Origin of the sequence: Gluconobacter albidus (genome assembly GCF_002005485.1) — a bacterium.
GTDB classification, from domain to species: Bacteria; Pseudomonadota; Alphaproteobacteria; order Acetobacterales; family Acetobacteraceae; genus Gluconobacter; species Gluconobacter albidus.
Genome location: NZ_CP014689.1, coordinates 889,874 through 911,503, shown reverse-complemented (window position 1 = coordinate 911,503; position 21,630 = coordinate 889,874). Strand labels below are relative to the sequence as shown.

The following is a 21,630-nucleotide window of genomic DNA, read 5'->3' as shown; positions in this document are numbered from 1 at the left end:
ACGCCTGTTGCCGCTTTTTACCTGCTGACCTGAAGGAACCGTCCCATGTCCCTGCCCCGCCTCCTCTGCGCCACCTGCCTGACCCTCACGCTGGCAGGCACCGCGCTGGCTCCCGCATCGGCCATGGACACGCAGGCCCTACCGCAGGCGGGTAGCTTCACCCTTCAGGAACCGCAGGCGCGCCTCAAATTACGCCTCGTTCCCGGCAGCACGCTTGCTGCCGGCTATCGCAGCCCGTTCTATGAGCGCAACCCCGCGACCGGCGCCATGACCCTGCGAACGGATGCGCTTCAGCCGTCCATTCGCGGCCAGACGGCCCCCGCGACTGTTCTGCGCGAAGGCAGGGCATGGTATTTCCAGCAGACGCCGGCGGCCATGACCGCCACTCTGCACATCGACACATGGCCCAGTAATCAGCGCGTCATTATCGGCCGGATCCAGAGCGCGCATGGGCCGGTCGTGCAGCTGGTCGCGGATGGCAAGCGTTCGCAGGTCATTGCTGTCATTCATAATGGAACCGAAACACATCGCGTCGTTGCTGGAACCATCTATCCCGATCGCAGCATCAGCTACGGCCTCTCTTCCCGTCCCGACGGAGCACTGCTTGTCGTCGTGAATGGAACCCGCAATGTGTTTGCCATGCCCGCGGCCGCAACCGCCCCCGCCATGTGGTTCGAAGCCGTCGCGGGACAGACCGGCTGGCACATGCCCTGCCACAGCGATTCAGCACGTGTGACCTTCACGTCTCTTGAGATGAATCATCCGGCAACCTGATGGCTCTGCCTGTCGAAATGCCCTGTCTTTGCCCCCTGTAACGTCGCGTGCTACCCGACGCGACATGACCCTGTCTCCACGCCTGCTCCGCCTGTGGCTTGGGATCTGCCTGCGCTCCACGCGCTGGCAGGTCAGCGGCTCTCCCCGTGCGGTCGAAACACTGCTCACGCCCGAAAACGGGGTTGTGGTCGCCTTCTGGCACCGGTCCCTAGCGCTCAGCCCGGCGCTCTGGTTCTGGGCCCGCCCATTGCAGCCACGGCTGGCACTCCGCTTTCTGGTCTCCCGCAATCCGGATGGTGTGCTGATCGCAAAGATCGTCCGCTCCTGGGGCATCATTGGCATTCATGGTTCCTCTAGCAAAAAGGGAAAGGACAAGGGCGGAGCAGCGGCTCTTCGAACGGCTCTGAAAGAGATCCGGAACGGATCAATTGTTGGCATCACCCCTGACGGCCCGCGTGGACCAGCCGAACAGGTCCAGCCCGGGGCCATCGTCCTGTCGCGCCTTGCCGGATGTGCTGTAGTGCCCCTCGGCATGGCCTGCACCAGTCTGCGTCTGCCCTCATGGGACGGTCTGGCCTTCCCGCTTCCCTTCGGGCGCGGCGCGCTCATCATGGGCGAGCCGCTGTTCCAGCCCGACGCCCCGACCCTCCAGACCGCTCTGAACACTCTCTCCAGCCGCGCTGAAAGCAGCGTGCGACACCGTCAGTCCAGCGTGAGCGACCGTCTGTGGCGCATGGCCGGAACCCTGCTTGCTCCGGCCCTGACCGTCATGCTTCGAGTCCGGCTGCACAAGGGGCGGGAACTCCCTGACCGCCTGCGCGAGCGTATGGGGCTCGGGAGAGCACACCGCCCCGCAGGCCGGATTCTCTGGCTCCATGCCGCCAGTGTTGGCGAAACCCTCTGTGCCCTGCCGCTGGCCGAAGCCCTGCTGGACGCCAGACCGGAGCTGACACTTCTTTTCACAACCGCCACAGTCACGGGCAGCGAAATCGTCGCGCGGCACCCGCTCTCCGGACAACGGATTCTCCATCGCTTCATTCCCCATGACGTTCCCCGCTGGCTGAGGCGCTTCCTCAACCTCTGGCAGCCCGAGGGCGCCATTTTCGTTGAAAGCGAACTCTGGCCGGGCATCATCGCAGCCTGTTCGGAGCGGGACATTCCCGTCATGCTCGTCAACGGACGTTTGTCGGACCGCTCTTCACGACGCTGGAACCGGCTGCACGGCCCCGCACGACGCATGATGTCACACCTCTCCTGGGTGGCTGCCCGGGGGCCTGAAGATGCAGCCCGTTTCCGTACGCTTGGAGCCTCTCCGGTTTACGAGGACGGCGATCTCAAACAGGATGCGCCCGCGCTTCCCTATGACGAGGCGGAATATGACCGTCTCAAGTCCCTGCTGACAGAACGCCCGATCTTTGTTGCGGCATCCACTCATCCCGGAGAAGAGGAACTCGTCCTTCAGGCCGCAGAAAGCGCCCGGAAATCCCAGCCCGACCTGCTGACCATCCTTGTCCCGCGCCATCCCGCCCGTGGCGCGGAACTGGCAGAACGCTTCAGCCTCCCGCGCCGCTCCGCAGGAGAGGACCCAACACCACAGACTCCTGTCTGGCTAGCCGACACGCTCGGCGAACTTGGCCTGTTCTACAGACTGGCGAACCGTTGTTTTCTGGGTAATTCCCTGACCGGAAAAGGCGGAGGCCACAATCCGTTCGAACCATTGCGTCTGGGGGTTCCAACGGCAACAGGCCCGAAAATGGAGAACTGGCGGGAGGCAATGGCCACGGTTTCTGATACCATCCACACCGTGAACGATGTGGAGTGTCTGACACGATGGCTCGAATCCCCTCTCCCACCCGTCAGGACTACGGGATTGCAGCGCTCGGTCGTGAGCGTTCTGCGAGACCGCATCCTCAGAACGGTTGAACGATGAGAGGTCGCCCGCCCCGTTTCTGGCTCCATCCCACGCGCAGTCTTGCCGCCCGCCTCCTCAGGCCGTTTTCTTTCATCGCCACGACCCTTACCCGCCGCCGCCTCAGACGGCCCACATTTCATGCTCCTGTTCCGGTCCTGTGCTGCGGCAACATCACCACCGGAGGGACAGGCAAAACCCCGCTCGCCCTCGACCTCGTGCAGCGCCTCAGGGACCGTGGCCATCACCCCCACATCCTGAGCCGGGGTCACGGCGGACGCGAACGCGGCCCCATCGACGTCAACCCCGGACGCAGCACCGCCCGTGAAGTGGGCGACGAACCCCTCCTCCTCGCACAGTCCGCGCCGACCTGGATTGGCGCAAACCGGGCCGAGACCGCCCGTCTTGCCATTGGTCAGGGGGCGGACTGCCTTGTCATGGATGACGGTTTGCAGAACGCAACGCTGCATAAGAACGTCTCCATTCTGGTCGTGGACGGCATCACGGGCTTCGGCAACGGATGCGTTCTTCCCGCAGGTCCGCTCCGCGAACCTCTTTCAGACGCTCTGTTCCGCGCCCAGGCCATCGTTGTCATCGGAGACGACAGGCACAACCTGCTCCCGACTTTCCCACGCCATCTTCTGACCGCGCAGGCCAGACTGGTCCCGGGCCCCGAAATCCGCACCCTTCAGGGACGGCGGATCGTGGCTTTCGCTGGGATCGGACGCCCGGAAAAATTTTTCGACATGCTGCGGGACGCTGGCGTCACGCCCATCCGCTCACTTCCGTTCCCCGATCATCATGTCTATACGGCCCGCGATTTTCAGCGCCTTGAAGCCCTCAGCCGGGAATCGGGCACCACACTGGTCACAACCGCCAAGGATGCCGTGAAACTGCCCTTCCCATTCCGCACGCAGGTTAAAGTCATCGGGGTTGAGTTGCTCTGGACCGATCCGAAAGCCCCCGAACGCCTTCTCGATCTACTGTTCAGCGCTCCATGACGTCTTTTTTGTACCGTGCGGAAACCCTGCTGGTCCGCAGCCTTCTGGCGCTCATCCGCGCCCTTCCCGCAGCTGCGGCCTCGAACCTTGGAGGCATTGTCGCCCGCACGATCGGGCCACCGCTGCCCGTCTCGAAAATAGCGGACCGGAACCTACAACTTGCCATGCCCGAACTCGACGCCCCGGCCCGGCGACGTATCGTGCGGGACTGCTGGGAAAATCTGGGCCGAACGGTTGGCGAATTCCCCCATATCGCCCGCCTGCCCCACAACACGCCTTCCGGTGCGGGATGGAGCGTTGAAGGCGCGGAGCATCTTGAAACCGCGAAGGCATCGGGGCGGCCGGTCATTTTCTTTTCAGGGCATATCGGCAACTGGGAACTCATGCCGCCGGTTGTCGCCCGATACGGCATGCCGTTCGCATCTTTCTACCGGGCTGCCAGCAACCCCGGCGTCGACAGCCTGATCCATAGCCTGCGTCAGGAGGCCATGGGGCAGGACGTACCAATGTTTCCTAAAGGGGCTAAAGGCGCACGTTCGGCCCTGAAATACCTGTCCAGAGGCGGGCATCTGGGTGTTCTAGGCGACCAGAAAATGAATGACGGGATTGAAGCCCGCCTCTTCGGGCGTCCCGCCATGACAGCGTCCGCCGCCGCAGTCTTCGCACTGAGGCATGACGCCCTGATTGTCACAGGCCATGTGCGCCGTGACGGACCTGCCAGACTCGTGCTGGTGGTGGATGCACCTTTTTCGCCTGAAAAGACGGATGATCGCGCAAAAGACGTCCTCGCCCTGACGCAGCTTTTCAACGACCGTCTCGAGTCCTGGATCCGCAAAATTCCGGGGGCCTGGCTTTGGTTGCACCGGCGCTGGGACAAGGCGCTGTACCGGAATATGACAACACCCTGTTGAGCTATGCATTTAGAGCATGGCAGATTTGCCACAGTGGGGATGGTTTGTGTCGCAAAACCTTCTTCAGACGTTATTAAAGATTGTGAAACGTCCCTTTTGAACCCTAGCCTGAACTCATCACCACGACCCGGGTGCCCTGCCCGGCTTTTTGATGAGGACTCCCTGATGGCGCAGGTGGCTCACCTTCACGACCTTTCTCACAGCCGCAGCGCGAGCAATATCGTGCCCCTGCGACAGGGCCTGCTGCCGCGTCACCGCGAATATCTGCTGCGCTGGCTTGAAGCAGGACAGCGGATGGGCGTTTTCGATGCCGAAATTGCGGATGCCTCTCACGACGCCATCAATGTGGACGGAAGTGCACCTGTTGATCATGTTCTGGTCTGGGTCCGTGAAAATCCCGATCCTGCTTACATGCTGCGGCCGCAGGGCATGCGCTGGGTGCTGATCGACCAGATCCGCGGTCATGAACTGGGCAGTTATGCCAGCTTCGAACTTGCCCTGCACGTCATCCGCCCGGTCCTGCCGCTGGCCGAGACCTGCGCCGCCTGAACCTGCGCCCGGGTTTTCTCGACCAGACACAAAAAAAGCGCGCCGCTCAAAAGAGCCGGCGCGCTTTTTCTTTTGAAAATAAAGAACCTCAGCTCGGACGGATCGCCACGTCCCGGGAAGCCGGAACCACAATTCGTGCACCACCGCCACGCTGGATCTGGTAGATCGCCAGTGCCCGCGTCACGTGTCCGTCCGGACGCAGGCGGAACAGTCCGTCCACCCCCATATAACCATCCGGGCGCGTCAGGGCGTCGACCGTAACGCCGCCCTGACGGATCAGGCTGCCAGCCAGAGCCGCCGCGTCATAAGCGAAATCGCTGACGGGTGACGGAGCCTGTTTATAGAGAGCCCGATACTGCGCGACATATCCCAGCCGGTCATGCGCGTCGGGCGCTGCATACCAGGCGCCATGCAGCGCCCCGAGCTTGCCGTCAAACGCCTTCCAAAGCGCGGGCCCCATGATCTGGACCTGCGACGAATCGATATGGTCAGCCTGAAGCGCCGTAATGATGCGACCCAGTTCGAGCCCCGTATCGGCCAGCACCAGAGCATCGAACGGCGGCGGCGCAATCGGAGCAGGCTGTGCCGCAGGCGTTGATCCAGCCGCTGCTGTGCCGGAGGAAGCAGCAGAGTCCGGAGCCGTCTCACCCGTCGGATCAATCGCGGAAGGACCGGACGGTGCCTCCGCAACCACAGGCGCAGCAGGCTGACGGGCGTCAATGGCGGAGAGCGACTTCAGCCCATCCTCGATATTCTGTGCATCCATCGTATGGAACACGATCTGCGGATCCTTCAGCCCGGCATCCCGGCAGGCCCGCGCAAGCCCGTCACCCATGGCATGTCCGAAAGCATTATCCGGCAGGAAAGCCGCGAAAGTCTTGCGACCCGTTGCGCGAGCTGCATCCACCATCCGACGCACTTGCTGCTCCGGCGTCAGGCCCATGACCCACACGCCCGGACGGGCCTGTGTCGAGTCGCTGGTGAACGCAAGCTCTGGCTTGCCCGCATTGACCGCAAGTGGTGCTGCGGTGGCAGTCTCGGTGGCGGTCAATGGCCCCAGCAGAATGGCGTCACCTCGTGCAAGGGCATCGCGTACGGCCTGCTCCGTCCCACCGGGGCCATTGGTGTCATGCACGTCCAGCGCGGGCGATCCCTTGGCGGCCAGAGCCAGTTTCGCCGCGTCGCGCATCCGCGTGCCATAGGACGCATTGCGGCCCGTCAGCGGCAGGATCAGCCCGACATCATGGGCGCCAGGCCCCGCAGAAACACCCGGAATACCGCCCACACCCGGCACGGAAGATGACCCGCCACCCGAGCAGGCAGCAAGGGTCAGGAAGGTTCCCGCGGCAAGGCCGGTGCTTACACCCTTGCGCAGACGGCTCAAGGGGCGACAATACGTCCCTGAGTTTGTCACCGAGGATGCAGATGTCCGAAAAGTCATGTTCCGCTGAAACTCCCTTGAGCGATGCGGCTGAAACGTTACCGGCCGCCCCCCTGCCAGCACAGGGCCAGGCCGAAGGTGGATGTCTGATATTGGTTGCAACGCCAATCGGCAACCTGGCCGATATCAGCGAACGCGCGATCGAAGTCCTCGGCACAGTGGATGCAATCCTCTGCGAGGACACGCGCGTGACGGCAAAACTCCTTATTTCGCGCAATATTGCCACACAGACCCGAACGCTGCACGATCATAACGAACAGGACCGCACTCCGTTCCTGATCGAAAAGCTTCAGCAGGGCGCGCGCTACGCCGTCGTCTCGGACGCCGGCACGCCTCTGGTGTCTGATCCCGGCTATCGGCTGGTCCGCGCCGCCATCGCGGCCGGAATACACGTCACCGCCATTCCCGGCCCGAACGCCGTCATCACGGCCCTGACGCTCTCGGGTCTGCCGCCTTTGCCCTTCATGTTTCTGGGCTTTCCGGCTCCCCGTAGCGAAGCCCGCAAAACCGGATTTTCCGCCCTACGCGCCGCCGAGCAGGCCGGTTTGCACTCAACGCTGATCTGGTACGAAGCGCCGCACCGCCTGGTCGAAAGCCTCGAGGATCTGATCGACGTGTTCGGCCCCGAGCGCGAAGCTGCGGTCGGACGCGAACTCACCAAACGGTTCGAGGAAATGGTGCGCGGCACTCTTGCGGAGGTTCTGGAACATTTTCGCATAACGGCACCGCGCGGCGAAATTACGCTCCTGATCGGCCCATCAGCCGAAGACGACAGCGGCGCCGCCGACCTGGACACGCATCTGCGCGAGGCTCTTACCACCCATTCCGTCAAGGACGCGGCGGCTCTGGTCGCGGGCATCGTCAAGCTGCCCAAACGCACGGTCTATGCCCGCGCGCTGGAGCTTTCACGCGAACTGAAACACTGAAAAGCTCAGTCCGCTTTAGGCAGTACGAACAGCGATTGCGGCACGGTCCCACCGAGATGCACATCGGACAGGGCAATCGTGGTCGTACGTCCCTGCGCGTCTACAACGCTCCAGCCTTCCAGTGCCAGAGGAGCATCGGAAAATACGAGCGTCAGACTGCCTTCACCGGCATTCTGCGTCCGGACAAGCTGAATCCGAATCTGCCCGTCCCGATGCTCGAATCCCGTCACCGTCACGTCGCCTGAAAGCTTGAACTCAGGCCGCAGCAGCAGCCCCAGCGGGGTACGGTCCAGCGGAAGGGTCGTGACCTGATCGACGCTCCGGTCCTGAAACACCACGCGCCCGTCATTGGCAACCAGCAAAAGCGGGCTTGGCTTGTCATAATCGAAGCGCATCCGACCGGGCCGATCCAGCGTCGCCGTTCCCGCCGTCACGCTGCCATCCGCCGCCGTCTGACGGAAGCGCGCCTGAAGCGTCGTCACCTTTCCGAGCATATCCTCGATGCGGGACACCCAGCCCTGATCCGCAGGACGAAGCTGCACAGGAGCCGTCTGTGCAAATGCCATGCAAGGCAGGGCTGAAGGGAGCAGCGCAGCCAGAACAGCCGCGCGGAAAAAGGAACGGTTCATCATGTCTCAGGAACTGCCAATCAGTACGCCGGTTGCAAAAACAAGAGCGCCACCCAGGAAAACCTGAACCATGGCCGAGCCAAACGGTGTGTCCTGATACCGCCAGCGCACCCAGGAAATCAGCAGAAGCTCAATCGCCACGGCAATAATCGAAACGCCAAAGGCCAGACGGAAATCCGGCACCAGAAACGGCAGCGTATGGCCGATGCCACCGCCAAACGTCATGGCACCACAGATCAGCCCGCGCAGAAGTGGCGCGCCCCGTCCTGACAGCTTGCCGTCATCGGCCAGCCCTTCCGCCAGTCCCATGGAAATCCCGGCCCCGAGAGACGCTGCAAGCCCGACCAGAAAAGCCGCATGGGGGCTGTGCGTTGCAAACGCTGCTGCAAAAACGGGCGCCAGCGTCGAGACGGAGCCGTCCATAAGCCCGACCAGACCCGGCTGGACGATCCGCAACACGAAATCGCGGCGGCTGTGTTCGTCTTCGCGATCCCGGGAATTGTCATTCAGATGCGCGTCTTCAAGGCGTCGCGCTTCGCGCTGATGCCGGTCTTCTTCCGTCGCCAGATCGCCCAGCAGCTTGCGGATTTCGGCATCATTGGTCTGTCCGGCGGCCTGACGATAAAACCTTGCCGCCTGTCGCTCCATGTCGGCAGCCTGCGCCCGGATCGCCTCAATTCCGTGATTCTGCATCTGCCAGGCCGATTTGCGGGACGGAAAGCCCTGCACATCCTGCCGCCGGACCAGCGGAATGTGATTGCCAAAACGTCGGACGAACAGGTCGATCAGTGCGCGGCGGTGATGGTTTTCCTCTTCCGCCATATCCTGGAAAATAGCGGCGCTGTCGGGATAGTCTTCCGCCAGCATCTGGCCGAAATCCGCGTAAATATGACCATCCTCTTCTTCGCTGGCGATCGCCAGTGCAAGGATTTCGCGTTCGGTCAGCTCGGAAAGTTTCGTCACGTAGGCAGCAGGTCCTGTCTCATAAAAATCAGATGGCGGCTTCGGTAAAGAGCGGCTTCACGCTCTGCCCCCAGGCACCATTATACAGATCCAGCCAATGCTGCGCCTGATTCGGGCCACCATCGGCAATCAGATGCAGCGGATCGAGATAGCTGGCCTCATTCCGCACGCGGGCCCGCAGCCCCTGCTCCGCAAGCTGGACCACACGCTTGGCCAACGGCTTCAACCCACCCGGGAATGCAGCATCCAGCCCCAGACGCGGCACGTCGGCCCGAAGCTGCTGATAAGCGCTCCAAGGCTGTTCGCGCACCAGCTTTTCCGCGGCTTCCAGCGTTGCCGGATCGTATAGCAGGCCGACCCACAGGGCTGACTGCGCCACCATCATCTCAAGCTTTCCCGCGTCCGCACCGCGCATTTCAAGGAACTGCTTGAGGCGCACGTCGGGGAAAACCGTTGTCAGATGGTCTTCAAAATCGCCAACCGTCGGTGTCAGGCCCTTCAACGGCTCCTGAATGTCGCCAGCCAGCCAGCGACGGAACGAGCAGCCTGCCACGTCGAGGTTCTTTCCGTCGCGCGAGACGAAATACATCGGCACGTCCAGCGCCCAGTCCGCATACTGCTCAAAGCCGAACCCGTCCTCGAAGAACACCGAAGGCTGCCCCGAACGCTGGTTGTCCGTATCGGTCCAGATCCGCGCACGGTTGGACAGAAGCCCGTTGGCCTTGCCCTCAACGAACGGGGAGTTCGCAAACAGCGCGGTGGCCAGCGGCTGAAGCGCGAGCGATACGCGCATTTTACGCGCCATATCGGCTTCGTCGCTGAAATCGAGATTGACCTGAACCGTGCAGGTCCGCGTCATCATATCGAGGCCAAGCGTGCCGACTTTCGGCATGTAGTTGCGCATGATCGCATAGCGGCTCTTGGGCATCCACGGCATTGCGTCGCGCGACCAGAGCGGCTGAAAGCCGAACGGCAGGAAGCCCAGCCCCAGTTCTGCAGCCGGACCACGGACCTGATCATAATGCTCCTGCATCTCCGCTTCCGTTTCCTGAAGCGACACAACCGGCGCACCCGAAAGCTCGAACTGTCCGGCCGGTTCAAGCGAAATTGCCCGACCAGCCTGTGCGTTCTGCCCTTTCAATCCGATCAGGTTTTCGCCGTCCATGATCGGCGACCAATCCGGCCCCTGAAGCTTCTCCAGCAATGCCCCGATTCCACGCGGCGCGTAAGGCGGCGGCGACAGAGGATCGCGTCCGTCAGCATCGTGAGGAAGAATGAAGCCGAATTTTTCGTGCTCGGTCCCGATCTTCCATTCAGATTTCGGCTTGCAACCCCGTGAGATCGCCTCGACGAGCTGCGCCCGGCTTTCGATCGACGCAGTATTGGACGTGCCGGGATTGGACATGACGTTTGGCCTCGGTCTGAATTCGTTGTTCGATAATGATTGAACTGTAGCATGTCCGACGGTTCTGTCACCCTCAGGCAGCGCCCTCGGCTTCCGCCGCAAGACGGGCCAGCCCCGCGCACACGGCCGTTTCCGCCCGCAGCACGAGCGGCCCCAGACTGAGCGCATGAACGGCGCTATGCCGCCGGAGCATCTCCACTTCGGCATCAGAAAATCCGCCCTCCGGCCCGATCAGCAGAGCAGCGGCCCGCAAGCCCGCCTCCTCGCCGGGACGGCGCTCCAGCGCGGCAAACAGCGGGCGATCTTCAGGCCACTCCGCCAGCACGACACGCAGCGTCTCAGGCTGCAAAATTTCAGGAACATCCAGTCGTTCACACTGTTCGGCCGCTTCCGTCGCAATCACCCCCAGCCGCTCCAGATTGAGCCGGTGCGTATTGGTGCGCTCCGTCACGACGGGTCGAAAACGCGTCACTCCGAGTTCCGTGCCCATGCGGATCACGAGCTCTGTCGCATCCCGCTTGAGCGGCGCAAACAGCAGTTCCACGCCATGCGTCGGCATGGGGTCCCGCTCGCGGTGTTGCAGCAGGATGCTTCCACGGTCTTTCTTCAGAGCCGCAATCTCGGCACTCCACTCCCCGTCGCGCTCGTTGAACACACGCACGGGACTTCCCACGCCCTGACGCATGACGTTGCCCAGATAATGCGCCTGCCCCGGTGGAAGCGACACGGTCTGGCCTTCCACGAAAGCTGTTTCAGACGCAGGCACATAAAGACGGGGATCGGATCGGCTCATCCTTTTCCGATAGCGCGCCTCGGCCATTGACGGAAGCACGTCCACACAGCATCACATCTTCCCATGAGCCAGACCCGCGCCCATACCGATATCCATCTGACCGGCCGCATCGCCCGCCTCCCCGAGCCGTGGCGCTCCTATGCGCTGCTTGCCCGTCTCGACCGCCCGGTTGGGACATGGCTTCTGTTCCTGCCGGGCGTGTGGGGCCTGTTCCTTGCTCCCGGCGCCTCTCTCCAGACGCGCCTGATCGACACCGTGCTGTTTGCGTTCGGCTCTCTTGTCATGCGCTCGGCCGGCTGCGTCGTGAACGACATCTGGGACCGCGACATCGACGCAAAAGTCGCCCGGACCGCAGGCCGCCCCCTTGCCAGCGGCGCGCTGTCCCTGAAACAGGGCCTGCTGCTTCTGGCAGTGCTGCTCCTGATGGGGCTTGGCGTTCTGGTCTGCCTGCCGCCTGTCTGCTGGGCGCTTGCCCCGCTCGCGCTCCTGCTCGTCGCGCTCTATCCGGCGGCCAAGCGCGTCACCTGGTGGCCGCAGCTCGTCATGGGGTTCACCTTCGGATTCGGCGCTCCCATGGGATATGCCGCAGCGGCCGGGACGCTCGATGGCAACGGGCTTCTGCTCTATGGCGCCGTTATCCTGTGGCAGCTCGGATTCGATACGATCTATGGCTTTCAGGACATGGACGACGACGCCCGCATTGGCGTGCGCTCCACCTCGCGCCTGATGGAGAAGAACGCCCGCTCCTTCATCGGCACCTGCTACAGCCTCATGATTCTGGCTCTGGCGCTCGTCGGCATCCATGCGCATCTGCACTGGAGCTTCTGGCCGTTCCTCGCCATCGCAACGGCCATGCTGCTCCAGCAGGTCCGGGTGCTGAATCCGTATGACGCTCCGGCGTGTCTCAGAGAGTTCCGCCGCAACGTGCCCATCGGGTTCGTTCTGGCTGCAGGGTTCGTCGCCGCAAGATTTTTCGGATGATCACGACCCTCGTCGATCCTGACAGATTCATTTGCGACAATACCCTCGTTGAACAGGCGCCGCTGGTTCCCGAAATTTCCCTGCATCTGGCGACGGAAATCACCCCCATCTGGCAGGCCAGCGAGGCCTATCTTAAACAGGTCGGCATAGAACCGCCTTTCTGGGCCTTCGCATGGCCGGGAAGCCAGCTCATCGCCCGCTTCATCCTCGACAACCCGGAGCTTGTACAGGGACGCCGGGTTCTGGATGTGGCCTGCGGATGCGGACTGGCCGCCATCGCCGCGGCCCTGTCCGGCGCGGCATCCGTTCAGGCCAACGACATTGACTTCATGGCGCTTGAAGCAACGTCCCTCAACGCGGGCCTGAACCACGCGACCGTCACGCCACTTCCGGGCGATCTGATCGGCACGGTCCCGGACTGTGACCTGCTGGTCATCGGAGACGTCTGTTACAACGAAGCCATGGCCTCACGGATCATTCCGTGGCTTCTGGAATGTTCGAAAACCTGCGAAGTCTGGCTCTGCGATCCGGGTCGGCATTATGCGCCATCAATGCCGCTCGAAGTTCTGGTCCGGCGATCCGTGTCCGTCACGCAGGAACTGGAAAGCGTGGAGCAGCGCGCCACCACACTCTTCAGGCTGCGAGATATTTCCGCCCAAGGCTGAGGATTGATCCCGTCAGCGCCACGGTCATGGCAGCCCCAAGGCAGATGAAGGCCGGATGGGGAAAGATCGTGAACAGCGCCGCCACGAAAAGCGCGCCCGTCGTCTGTCCTGCGAGCCGCGCAACAGACAGCATGCCACTCGCCCCGCCCTCCCGTCCGGGAGGCGCCGTAACCATGATGGCGCGGTTATTGGGCGGCTGAAACAGTCCAAAGCCACATCCGGCAAAAAGCGTCCGCCATGCGATGTCCCAGTTGCTCGCATCCGTCGGCAGGAACCAGAGCAGGCAGAATCCGCTCGCCGTAATGAACAGTCCGCTCGACGAGAGAACCGACGCCGGAAAACGGTCGGCCAGACGACTGACCACAAACGACATGGTCGCCACACCCACAGCCCAGGGTGCGATCAGAAGGCCAATCGTCCCCGGCCCGCGGTGAAAGGCCGAAGCCAGTGTGAACGGCATCGCCACAATGTAGAGATTGGATGCCACGAAACCCAGAAATCCAACCATACAGGCCAGCAGAAACGGACGCCGCGCCAGAAGATCGACTGGCACGATCGGCTCAAGCCTCTCGCGCTGATAATGCAGCAGCATCGCCCAGCACAGCACACCCGCAACCGTGACCGCCGCCCCGGACAGGAAATCGGCGTGCATCAACCCATCAAGCCCCACGCCGGTCAGGGCAAAGGACGCCACCGTCAGAAGCGAACCGACCACATCGGTTGGGATATCACTGCGCGGCGTCTCGGGGAGGGCCGCATGGGCCAGCGCCAGAGCCGCCAGAGCCAGTGGCAGATTGACCCAGAAAATCCAGGGCCAGCTTGCCACGGACAGAATCAGTGACCCCAAAGACGGTCCAAGCGCCACGCCCAGCCCCACGAACAAGCCGTTCAGCGCAATGCCGCGGCCCAGTTCCTTATGTGGGTAAATGAAGCGGACGAGCGCGATGTTCACGCTCATAATGCAGGCTCCGCCTACGCCCTGCAGGGCGCGTGCCAGAGTCAGCTCCAGAAGGTTTTGCGAGAGAGCGCAGGCCACGGAAGCAATCAGGAACAGGAAAATCCCGAACTGACTTAGTCGTCCGAATCCCACGCGGGCGCCAAGAGACGCCAGCGGCAACAGACAGGACAGGTTTGCAAGCTGATAGGCATTTACGACCCAAATGGCCCGCGACGATGACGCATGAAGATCGACCGCGATCAGCGGCAGGGCCACATTGGCAATCGCGTAGTCCAGCACTGACAGGAGAAGTGCCAGAAGAACCGCCGACATCGCCTTGACCCTTTGCGCTCCGTAGAGCCCGGCATGGCGTTTGGAGTCGTATTCTTCTTGCGGGCCGTCTTCCGTCGTAGCCGTCATGGTCTCAGCGTCCCAGATCACGCAGGCGCATGCCTGCAAAAAGGTTGGCCTCCAGCTTTTCGAGCGAGACGCCTTTCGTTTCGGGGACGAACAATACGGTCACAACGATGAAAAGACCATTGAAGAGGGCAAACATCAGAAAGGTGACCGATGCCCCCATCATCGCCATACCCAGCGGGAACATGTTGGAGATGGCCCAGTTTGCAGCCCAGTTCGTCACGGTCGAGCAACCAATTCCAAAATCCCGGCCCCGCGTTGGCTGCACTTCAGAGCAAAGCGTCCAGACCAGCGGCCCTTCACCAATCGCAAATCCGGCGACAAACAGAAGGACAAACCCGCAGAGTAGAAGCTGGGAGGCAAAACTGTTCGCTCCGATGGCAAGCAGCGTCCCGACTCCGGCCAAAGAGAAAGCCGCGATCGCACAGCTCAGAATCAGCAGCGGCCGTCTGCCCCAACGGTCCACACAGGCAATGGCAACCCCGGTCAGCGCCATGTTCGTCAGCCCGACGAGGGTTGTGGCCCAGATGGCGGCATTTGTTCCGAAATGCGCTGCCTGAAACACGCGGGGCGCATAATACAGAAGCGCGTTGATCCCCGAAAGCTGCTGCATGATCTGAAGCAACATGCCCAAAAAGACCGTCCGCCGGAAATTCGGATTGCTTTTGAAGAGCCCCACACCGGCATCGCTGCTTTTCTGAAGACGTGACTGAATGTCGATCAGTTCCGCTTCCGCCACTTCCTCATCGGATCGCAGGCTCTGCAGCACCCGCCGCGCATGCTCTTTTTCTCCCCGCATCATCAGCCAGCGCGGGCTGTGCGGGAGAATCAGCACGATCCCCAGGAAAATGCTGGCAGGCACGGCCATGATGCCCAGCATCCAGCGCCAGTGCCCACCGGACGCCAACAGGCTGTCCGAAACGAAGGCGAGGAAAATTCCGAGGGAGACCATGAGCTGGTAAAACGAGATCATGGCGCCGCGAACGGACTCAACGGTGATTTCGGAAATATAGAGCGGGGCTGCAAACGCTGCCACACCGACCGCAAGCCCCAGAAAAACCCGGCCTACGATCATGATCGCAACGCCCGGAGCCAGAGCACAGAGCAGGGTTCCGATCAGGAAGAGGATCGCAGCTCCGAGCATCGCGCCCGTTCGGCCGAACCGAACTGAAATCCGGCCTGCAAACAGCGAGCCTACGGCCGCCCCTGCCATCATCGAGGATACGATCCACCCCTGCAGGACGTCGCCCGCATGAAAATCGGTGGCGATGAATGGAAGTGCCCCTGCGACGACGCCGGTATCAAGGCCGAACATCAGACCCGCCAGAGCGGCCAGAATACCAAGGGTTGTCGCCCGTGCGGTGCTGCGGGTCGGTCCTGTGGACAAACCTTCGCTGGAAGACGCAGCAATCCCAACCATACCCTCAGTCACCCCAAACATATCCCCTCATACCGGCAAGGGGAGCAGAACCGAACGTTCCGAAACCGGAAACAGACGGTCCTGTATTAATGATCAATCAGGGGTGTGGTCTATATCGAAACCAACAGAAAATCACTTTTCCGCGTAAGGATTTTTCGTTCCGCGCAACTGCACACGCACCGGAACACCCGGCATATGGAACGTTTCACGCAGGCCGTTAACGAGATAACGCTTGTAGGAATCGGGAAGCTGTTCCGCCCGCGTACCAAACAGAAGGAATGTCGGCGGCCGTGCCTTTACCTGCGTCATGTAACGCAGCTTGAGACGACGACCATCCACCAGAGGCGGCTGATGACGCTCCAGAGCATCCTCGAACCAGCGGTTCAGTTCACCCGTTGAGACACGCGAGTTCCAGATCTCGTAAACTTCCCGAACCGCCGGAAGAAGACGATGCACGCCCGCCCCCGTGAGTGCGGAGAACGTCACGACCGGAATTCCCCGGACCTGCGCCAGAGAAATTTCCAGACGGTCCAGAATCGCCTTTTTCGTCGCATTCCGGTCCTCGACGGCATCCCACTTGTTCAGCGCGATGACGCAGGCCCGCCCCTCGCGCTCGATCAGACGGCCGATCTGGAGATCCTGCTCATGCACGCCAAGCGTCGCATCAATCACCAGCACGACCACTTCTGCCATTTTCAGGGCTTCGATGGAGGCCGAAACGGACATCCGCTCGAGATGCTGCTCGACGCGGGCGCGCTTGCGCATCCCGGCTGTATCAACAAGCCGGATCTCGCCATGCTCATCCTGGAGTGTGACAGCAATGGAATCGCGCGTCAGTCCGGCCTCAGGGCCGGTAATCATCCGCTCTTCACCAAGCAAACAGTTCAGAAGCGTGGATTTGCCCGCATTCGGCCGCCCGATAATGGCAAGACGCAGCGGACCCGCCGGACGTTCGTCCTCGTCATCCCCCTCCTCGCCTTCGCTTTTCGGAGCTTCCCGACGACGCTGCTTTTCAGCCGGGGGCAGACGCTCGGCAATCTCACCCATGAGATCGGCAATACCTTCGCCATGCTCGGCTGACAGTGCCAGCGGCGTGCCAAGACCAAGAGAATAGGCTTCAAGGGCCGCATTCGTCCCGGCCTGCCCTTCCGCCTTGTTGGCAATCAGCAGGACAGGACGGTTCTGCCGCCGCAGCCAGCTTGCAAAATGCGCATCCGCAGGCGTGATGCCAGAGCGCGCATCAATGCAAAACAGTACCAGATCCGCCATCGCAACAGCAGATTCGGACGAGGCGCGCATTCGCCCGTACAGCGTATCAGGGGCCGCTTCTTCAAGGCCGGCTGTATCAATCAGCCGGACACGCCGGCCACGCAGCAGGGCTTCACCCTCCTTGCGATCGCGCGTAACGCCCGGCATGTCGGAGACAATCGCCTGACGGCGACCGACAAGCCGGTTGAACAGAGTGGATTTCCCGACATTCGGGCGCCCGGCGATAACAACAACGGGCAGGTTCTCAGAGGTCATTCGTTCAGCCATAGGCCCGCAGAACGGCATCCTGAGACAGGCTCAGCACATGACCGTCACAGACGATCGGCTGAACCTGACACGGGGCAACGGTCTTGCGGGTCAGTTCAAGTTTCCCGGTCACGGCGTTCACGACCGCCATGCCTTCTTTCGGAAAGGTGGAGAAGCAGACCAGCTTGCCATTCACCAGAAGCGGTCCCACCCAGGCGATGGCGTCCTTTTCCACGTCTTCGCGGATAAAACGACGAAGCTGCGTGATCCAGCGGACATGCCCGGACAGACGATCCAGACAGGCGATCTGCTGATCCGTGGACAGCACATACATCCAGTCGCCACAGATCGCCAGAGGACTCTGCCCACTGACTTCACGTTCCCACAGGCGACGGCCCGAGCGCATGTCGATCGCCACCAGCACGCGGGACATGGACACGGCATAGGCCGTGCCGTCCTTGATGACCGGCGCGCCACGAATGCAGGAGAAGTCCAGCATGGCGCCCATGCCGTTGGTGCCACCCAGACTGTCGCTCCAGACCATCTCGCCCGAAGCCGCACGCAGTGCGACCAGATCGCCACTGCCAAAGCCCGCGAGAATGACGCCGTCCACAAAAGCCGGAGCGGACTGGCCGAAAATGACCGTGTCGGACGCCGTTGCCTGATATGCCCAGACCTGATGACCCGTATTGGCATTCAGCGCGATCAGACGCTCGTCAATGGTTCCGAAAACCATCAGGCCTTCCGCGATCGTGGGGGCGGAACGACCCGGTGTTCCCGTACTCACCCGCCATTTTACCTTACCCGTCAGCGCCTCGACCGCAAGGGCCTGAGCCACGCCGTCCACGATGTAGAGCGTATCCCCGTCAAGGGCGAGGCCACCGCCAATATTGGTTGAACGGCTGGCGGAAGATGCCGGCTGGCGGGTCCAGACAAGGCGGCGTTCCGGCCATGTCCAGGCCTTAACCACGCCCTGTGCATCCGTCGTGTAGAGATGACCATTTCCAATTACCGGGGGAGACTGGATGGCGCCCCGGTTGGTTGGCATGATGGCAATCATGGACAGGAAACTGGACGGATCGGTGGGCGCACCGATCGTCTGGCTCCAGGCAAGATCCGGGCCATTCCAGGACGCATTCACCGAAACATGGGACGGACGACCGCCCTCCTGCAACCATTCCCGGACCGGCTGCACCGGACCGAGATTGATCGGCGTATGGTCCTCACGATCAACCGTCAGTCCCGCACCCGTGGACAGCACATCCACACGGTGTCCGGCCAATGGCGGCTTCTTGTCGTCTTCAAACAGGCTGCACCCGCCGAGGACTGCGAGCGCACTTCCCGAACAGGCCGTCCGTAGCAGGCTCCGGCGGTTCATGGACAGCGAAGCGCGGGAAAAAGAGGAGCGGGAAAGAACAGGACGGCGCATCAACCGGCGTCTCCAAATGTCTCGAGCAGGGCCTGCGCACGCGCACGCACCCCTTCGGTCGCGTTTGCACTGCTGACGATCTGCGTCAGGATACGCCGGGCTTCCTTCTGCTGGTCAGCCGTTGCACCGGATCGCAGATCCAGAGCCACAAGACCTTCCTGGGCGAGAGGTGCCCACGCCCCGCCGCCCTGTGCCAGAGCTTCATAGCCTGAACGGATCGCCTTCGGATCAGCGGGAGACGCCGTCTGGGCATTCAGGCCCATGTAACGCGCCATGTCCCGCAGAGACGGTTCGGCCGCGGAATCATCCGCAACACTCTTCCAGGATTGAAGAGCGGCAGCGTTCTGATGTGCCTGAACCTGAAGGTCGGCCAGACGCAGCGCAGCATAGGAGCGCACACCCGCAGGGCCATGATCTGCCAGATCTTTCAAGGTCGCGGTGGCCTTATCGAGAGCCGCGGAATCCCGCTTTGGATCGGACAGGGCTGTCATGGCGGTGAAATAGCGCGCCGAGGCCGCCTTCTGCGCGACATGGCGTGCGTGGCTGTTCCAGCCCCACACACCGCCCCCAATGGCGCCGACGAGAACGACGACGCCGGCCACAGCGCCAATCCGCCGTGCCATGGCCCGCAACCGCTGCGCCTGCATTTCTTCGTCAATCTGCGTGATGAAATCGTCTGCCACCTGGTCCCCTGCTGGATCGGTCTTCAAACTGTTTGCATGACCATACAGGTGCCGAACCGTCGCGGCAAACGCTTCACACACACGGACAGATATTCGCGCAGGGCACTCTGGTGAAAAACCGCTTCACGTCAGAAAATCCGACCGACATTCAGACTTCCTTAACGCCCCCCGAAGCATCCTGACGGCCATGAAAAAGCCCGTCCCGCTCCTGCTGTTTCCATTGGTGTTCTGCGTCCTTGACGGCTGCGCGCCGGACCGCATCGCGTCCGCCATCACCGGAAAGGACTGCAACACGGCGTATCTGTATGACGACGAGAGCTTCTGCGCGCGCCCCGTCGGGCCGCCACCGCCGCAGCCCTATTGCACGACAAGTTTTGAGGGCACGACCTGCTGGGCGCGCCCCGACCTCATGCCCAATGTTGCCCGCCAGACCTATGAAGGCCCAACGACCCTGACGCCACTCCAGAATCAGGAACGCATGGGGCAGTAAGATTCGCAGACGGCCCCATACGGGGGTCAGTGGTGACCGAGCTTGCGTCCCGCTGTCGCCAGGGTGGTGGAGAGCGTCTGGAATGACGCTGCGATATGAGACTGAACGGCCGCACTTCCGGCATGGACATGCGCGATCCGCGCACTGGCGTCCTGGCTGATGGCCGTTTCCTCGCGATTGGCCTGAGCCGCAACGCAGGCGTTATAAACGCGGGCAGCCTTTTCATAAGCCGTCACACGATCAACGCTCTCATTGTACTGCGCGACCGTCCCGGCCTTGACGGCAGGGGCCTGAGGCTCGGCACCGCATTTCGGAGCGGTCCATGCCGCCTCAGCCGCACGCGCCGTTCCGGCACCGACGATCCCTGCAAAAACCAGTCCAAACAGCACCGCCTTACGGCTGGCGGCAACGCAACGTCTCATACAGCTCCCTTTCCTGATTGAAGCGTTGCGCGCCCTACGCCCAGATCAAGGCGCAAATTTGGCAGGCTGTCCCGTCGGCGTACCCGAAACCTCATTGTCCTGCATCACGACCGTTCCACGGACGATCGTCGCCATCGGCCACCCCGTGACACGCGTGCCATCGAACGGCGTCCAGCCCGCAGGCGTGACGATCCAGTCATTGGTGATTTCACGCTCTGCCTTCATGTCCACGAGGGTAAAATCGGCATCGAATCCAACGGCCATCCGCCCCTTGGTCTGCAACCCGTAAACACGCGCGGGCCCAGCGGCCATCAGATCCACCAGACGCGCCAGCGACAGGCGCCCGGCGTTCACGTGATCGAGCATGACCGGCACGATCGTCTGCGTCCCCGTCAGGCCAGCCGGGCAGTTTGGCCAGGGAAGCTGCTTGGCCTCAAGCGGATGCGGCGCATGGTCGGAGGAGACCACGTCCACCCGCCCGTCCTGAACGGCCTTCCAGCTTGCTTCCCAGTGCGACCGATCCCGCAGCGGCGGGTTCATGACAGCCAGACCACCAAGCTTCTCATAACATTCCGGCGCGACCTGCGTGAGATGGTTCACCAGAACCTCAACTGTGGAAATATCGCGATAATCCGCCAGATATTCCAGCTCTTCCCCTGTCGAGACATGCAGGATATGCGCCGGACGGTTGGTCTTGCGGGCCAGCGCCATGATGCGGCGGGTGCCGAGGAACGCACATTCCACATCCCGCCATACGCTGTGCGTTTCGTAAGGCTGACCTTCATGGAACATCGGCTTGCGCGCCTGAAGGCGGTATTCGTCCTCCGAATGATAGGCCACGCGGCGATGGCCAGAGCGCATGACCGCTTCCAGTCCCGCATCATCTTCGATCATGAGATTGCCGGTGGACGATCCTGCGAAAACCTTCACCGCACACACGCCCGGCTGCTGCTCCAGCAGCGCCAGATCCGGCGTGTTCTCACGCGTCGCGCCAACATACATCCCGACATCCACGTGCGCCGTCTTGCGGATATGATCGCGCTTCCAGTCAATCATCGTCACGTCCGTCACGCTCGGAGACGTGTTGGGCATGTCGAAAACCGTTGCAATGCCGCCCAGCGCCGCAGCCCGTGTCCCGGTTTCCAGTGTTTCAACTTCTGGCTTGCCCGGATCGCGGAGATGAACATGCGCGTCGATCAGCCCAGGCAGCACATGCAGGCCCCGCGCATCAATCACCCGGTCTGCCTCATCCGCCGCTGCAACGGACAGCGACGCCACCTTGCCGTTGCGTACACCGATATCCGCTTCCGCTTCGCCCCAGGGAAAAACGCAGATTCCGCCTCGGATTATCAGATCGTAATGCATGTTCC

21 protein-coding genes are annotated in these 21,630 nt (G+C 62.2%); 9 read left to right on the top strand and 12 right to left on the bottom strand.

All coding sequences use genetic code 11. The features are described from left to right. The first annotated feature begins 45 nt into the window (after positions 1–45). From A0U94_RS04065 to A0U94_RS04045, 5 genes are all read left to right on the top strand, one after another. Positions 46–774 (top strand): polysaccharide lyase family 7 protein, encoded by a 729-nt coding sequence (locus tag A0U94_RS04065; RefSeq protein ID WP_077802525.1) that lies wholly within the window; start codon positions 46–48, stop codon positions 772–774. 64 nt (positions 775–838) lie between these two features. Beyond that, entirely contained in the window at positions 839–2,704 is a 1,866-nt protein-coding gene (locus tag A0U94_RS04060; protein ID WP_077802524.1) for a glycosyltransferase N-terminal domain-containing protein, read from the top strand. Further along, complete coding sequence (gene lpxK, locus A0U94_RS04055; RefSeq protein ID WP_077802523.1) at positions 2,701–3,684, top strand: tetraacyldisaccharide 4'-kinase; 984 nt, start codon at positions 2,701–2,703, stop codon at positions 3,682–3,684. The genes A0U94_RS04060 and lpxK overlap by 4 nt, the downstream gene beginning before the upstream one ends. Beyond that, positions 3,681–4,595, top strand: a complete 915-nt coding sequence (locus A0U94_RS04050) for a lysophospholipid acyltransferase family protein (RefSeq protein ID WP_077802522.1) — start codon at positions 3,681–3,683, stop codon at positions 4,593–4,595. The genes lpxK and A0U94_RS04050 overlap by 4 nt, the downstream gene beginning before the upstream one ends. Positions 4,596–4,760: 165 nt before the next feature. After that, positions 4,761–5,144: a hypothetical protein gene (locus tag A0U94_RS04045; protein WP_062030307.1), complete on the top strand. Its 384-nt coding sequence runs from the start codon at positions 4,761–4,763 to the stop codon at positions 5,142–5,144. An 88-nt stretch (positions 5,145–5,232) separates the two neighbouring features. Here A0U94_RS04045 and A0U94_RS04040 read toward each other — a convergent pair whose 3' ends face one another. After that, positions 5,233–6,528, bottom strand: coding sequence for a penicillin-binding protein activator (locus tag A0U94_RS04040; RefSeq protein ID WP_077802521.1), 1,296 nt, complete (start codon positions 6,526–6,528; stop codon positions 5,233–5,235). Positions 6,529–6,677: 149 nt separating this feature from the next. Between A0U94_RS04040 and rsmI the strand changes: the two genes are divergently transcribed. Beyond that, entirely contained in the window at positions 6,678–7,511 is an 834-nt protein-coding gene (gene rsmI, locus A0U94_RS04035; RefSeq protein ID WP_062110789.1) for a 16S rRNA (cytidine(1402)-2'-O)-methyltransferase, read from the top strand. A 5-nt stretch (positions 7,512–7,516) separates the two neighbouring features. Here rsmI and A0U94_RS04030 read toward each other — a convergent pair whose 3' ends face one another. The 4 genes from A0U94_RS04030 to A0U94_RS04015 form a co-directional block, all read right to left on the bottom strand. Next, complete coding sequence (locus tag A0U94_RS04030) at positions 7,517–8,143, bottom strand: LolA family protein (RefSeq protein ID WP_077802520.1); 627 nt, start codon at positions 8,141–8,143, stop codon at positions 7,517–7,519. A gap of 3 nt (positions 8,144–8,146) precedes the next feature. After that, positions 8,147–9,103 carry an iron exporter MbfA gene (gene mbfA / locus A0U94_RS04025; protein WP_077802519.1) on the bottom strand — a complete coding sequence of 319 codons (957 nt, stop codon included), beginning with the start codon at positions 9,101–9,103 and terminating at the stop codon, positions 8,147–8,149. Positions 9,104–9,131: 28 nt separating this feature from the next. Then, the gene (locus A0U94_RS04020; protein ID WP_077802518.1) at positions 9,132–10,508 is read right to left on the bottom strand and encodes a glutamate--cysteine ligase; all 1,377 of its coding nucleotides are present in this window, start codon (positions 10,506–10,508) and stop codon (positions 9,132–9,134) included. 73 nt (positions 10,509–10,581) lie between these two features. Continuing rightward, positions 10,582–11,328: a 16S rRNA (uracil(1498)-N(3))-methyltransferase gene (locus tag A0U94_RS04015; RefSeq protein ID WP_077802517.1), complete on the bottom strand. Its 747-nt coding sequence runs from the start codon at positions 11,326–11,328 to the stop codon at positions 10,582–10,584. Positions 11,329–11,364: 36 nt separating this feature from the next. Between A0U94_RS04015 and ubiA the strand changes: the two genes are divergently transcribed. Then, positions 11,365–12,282 carry a 4-hydroxybenzoate octaprenyltransferase gene (gene ubiA / locus A0U94_RS04010; RefSeq protein WP_077802516.1) on the top strand — a complete coding sequence of 306 codons (918 nt, stop codon included), beginning with the start codon at positions 11,365–11,367 and terminating at the stop codon, positions 12,280–12,282. Continuing rightward, positions 12,279–12,947, top strand: a complete 669-nt coding sequence (locus A0U94_RS04005) for a class I SAM-dependent methyltransferase (RefSeq protein ID WP_077802515.1) — start codon at positions 12,279–12,281, stop codon at positions 12,945–12,947. The genes ubiA and A0U94_RS04005 overlap by 4 nt, the downstream gene beginning before the upstream one ends. On the opposite strand, the gene A0U94_RS04000 is transcribed toward A0U94_RS04005, so the two are convergent. The 5 genes from A0U94_RS04000 to A0U94_RS03980 all read right to left on the bottom strand — a co-directional run bounded on the left by A0U94_RS04000 (position 12,916) and on the right by A0U94_RS03980 (position 19,348). After that, positions 12,916–14,304 (bottom strand): MFS transporter, encoded by a 1,389-nt coding sequence (locus A0U94_RS04000; protein WP_077803832.1) that lies wholly within the window; start codon positions 14,302–14,304, stop codon positions 12,916–12,918. The two genes, A0U94_RS04005 and A0U94_RS04000, sit on opposite strands and share 32 nt — an antisense overlap. 4 nt (positions 14,305–14,308) lie before the next feature. Further along, positions 14,309–15,721: a sugar porter family MFS transporter gene (locus A0U94_RS03995; RefSeq protein ID WP_077802514.1), complete on the bottom strand. Its 1,413-nt coding sequence runs from the start codon at positions 15,719–15,721 to the stop codon at positions 14,309–14,311. Positions 15,722–15,853: 132 nt separating this feature from the next. After that, entirely contained in the window at positions 15,854–17,245 is a 1,392-nt protein-coding gene (gene der, locus A0U94_RS03990; RefSeq protein WP_077803831.1) for a ribosome biogenesis GTPase Der, read from the bottom strand. Between the two features lie 4 nt (positions 17,246–17,249). Further along, positions 17,250–18,665: a PQQ-binding-like beta-propeller repeat protein gene (locus tag A0U94_RS03985; protein WP_077802513.1), complete on the bottom strand. Its 1,416-nt coding sequence runs from the start codon at positions 18,663–18,665 to the stop codon at positions 17,250–17,252. Further along, the gene (locus A0U94_RS03980; RefSeq protein ID WP_233142634.1) at positions 18,665–19,348 is read right to left on the bottom strand and encodes a tetratricopeptide repeat protein; all 684 of its coding nucleotides are present in this window, start codon (positions 19,346–19,348) and stop codon (positions 18,665–18,667) included. Before A0U94_RS03980 ends, A0U94_RS03985 begins: the two co-directional genes overlap by 1 nt. Before the next feature lie 187 nt (positions 19,349–19,535). Between A0U94_RS03980 and A0U94_RS03975 the strand changes: the two genes are divergently transcribed. Continuing rightward, positions 19,536–19,838 (top strand): hypothetical protein, encoded by a 303-nt coding sequence (locus tag A0U94_RS03975; protein ID WP_077802512.1) that lies wholly within the window; start codon positions 19,536–19,538, stop codon positions 19,836–19,838. 26 nt (positions 19,839–19,864) lie between these two features. Here A0U94_RS03975 and A0U94_RS03970 read toward each other — a convergent pair whose 3' ends face one another. Together A0U94_RS03970 and A0U94_RS03965 are read right to left on the bottom strand one after the other, a co-directional pair. Next, positions 19,865–20,260, bottom strand: coding sequence for a hypothetical protein (locus A0U94_RS03970; RefSeq protein WP_062030897.1), 396 nt, complete (start codon positions 20,258–20,260; stop codon positions 19,865–19,867). 45 nt (positions 20,261–20,305) lie between these two features. Beyond that, positions 20,306–21,625, bottom strand: coding sequence for a dihydroorotase (locus A0U94_RS03965; protein WP_077802511.1), 1,320 nt, complete (start codon positions 21,623–21,625; stop codon positions 20,306–20,308). Positions 21,626–21,630: the final 5 nt, after the last annotated feature.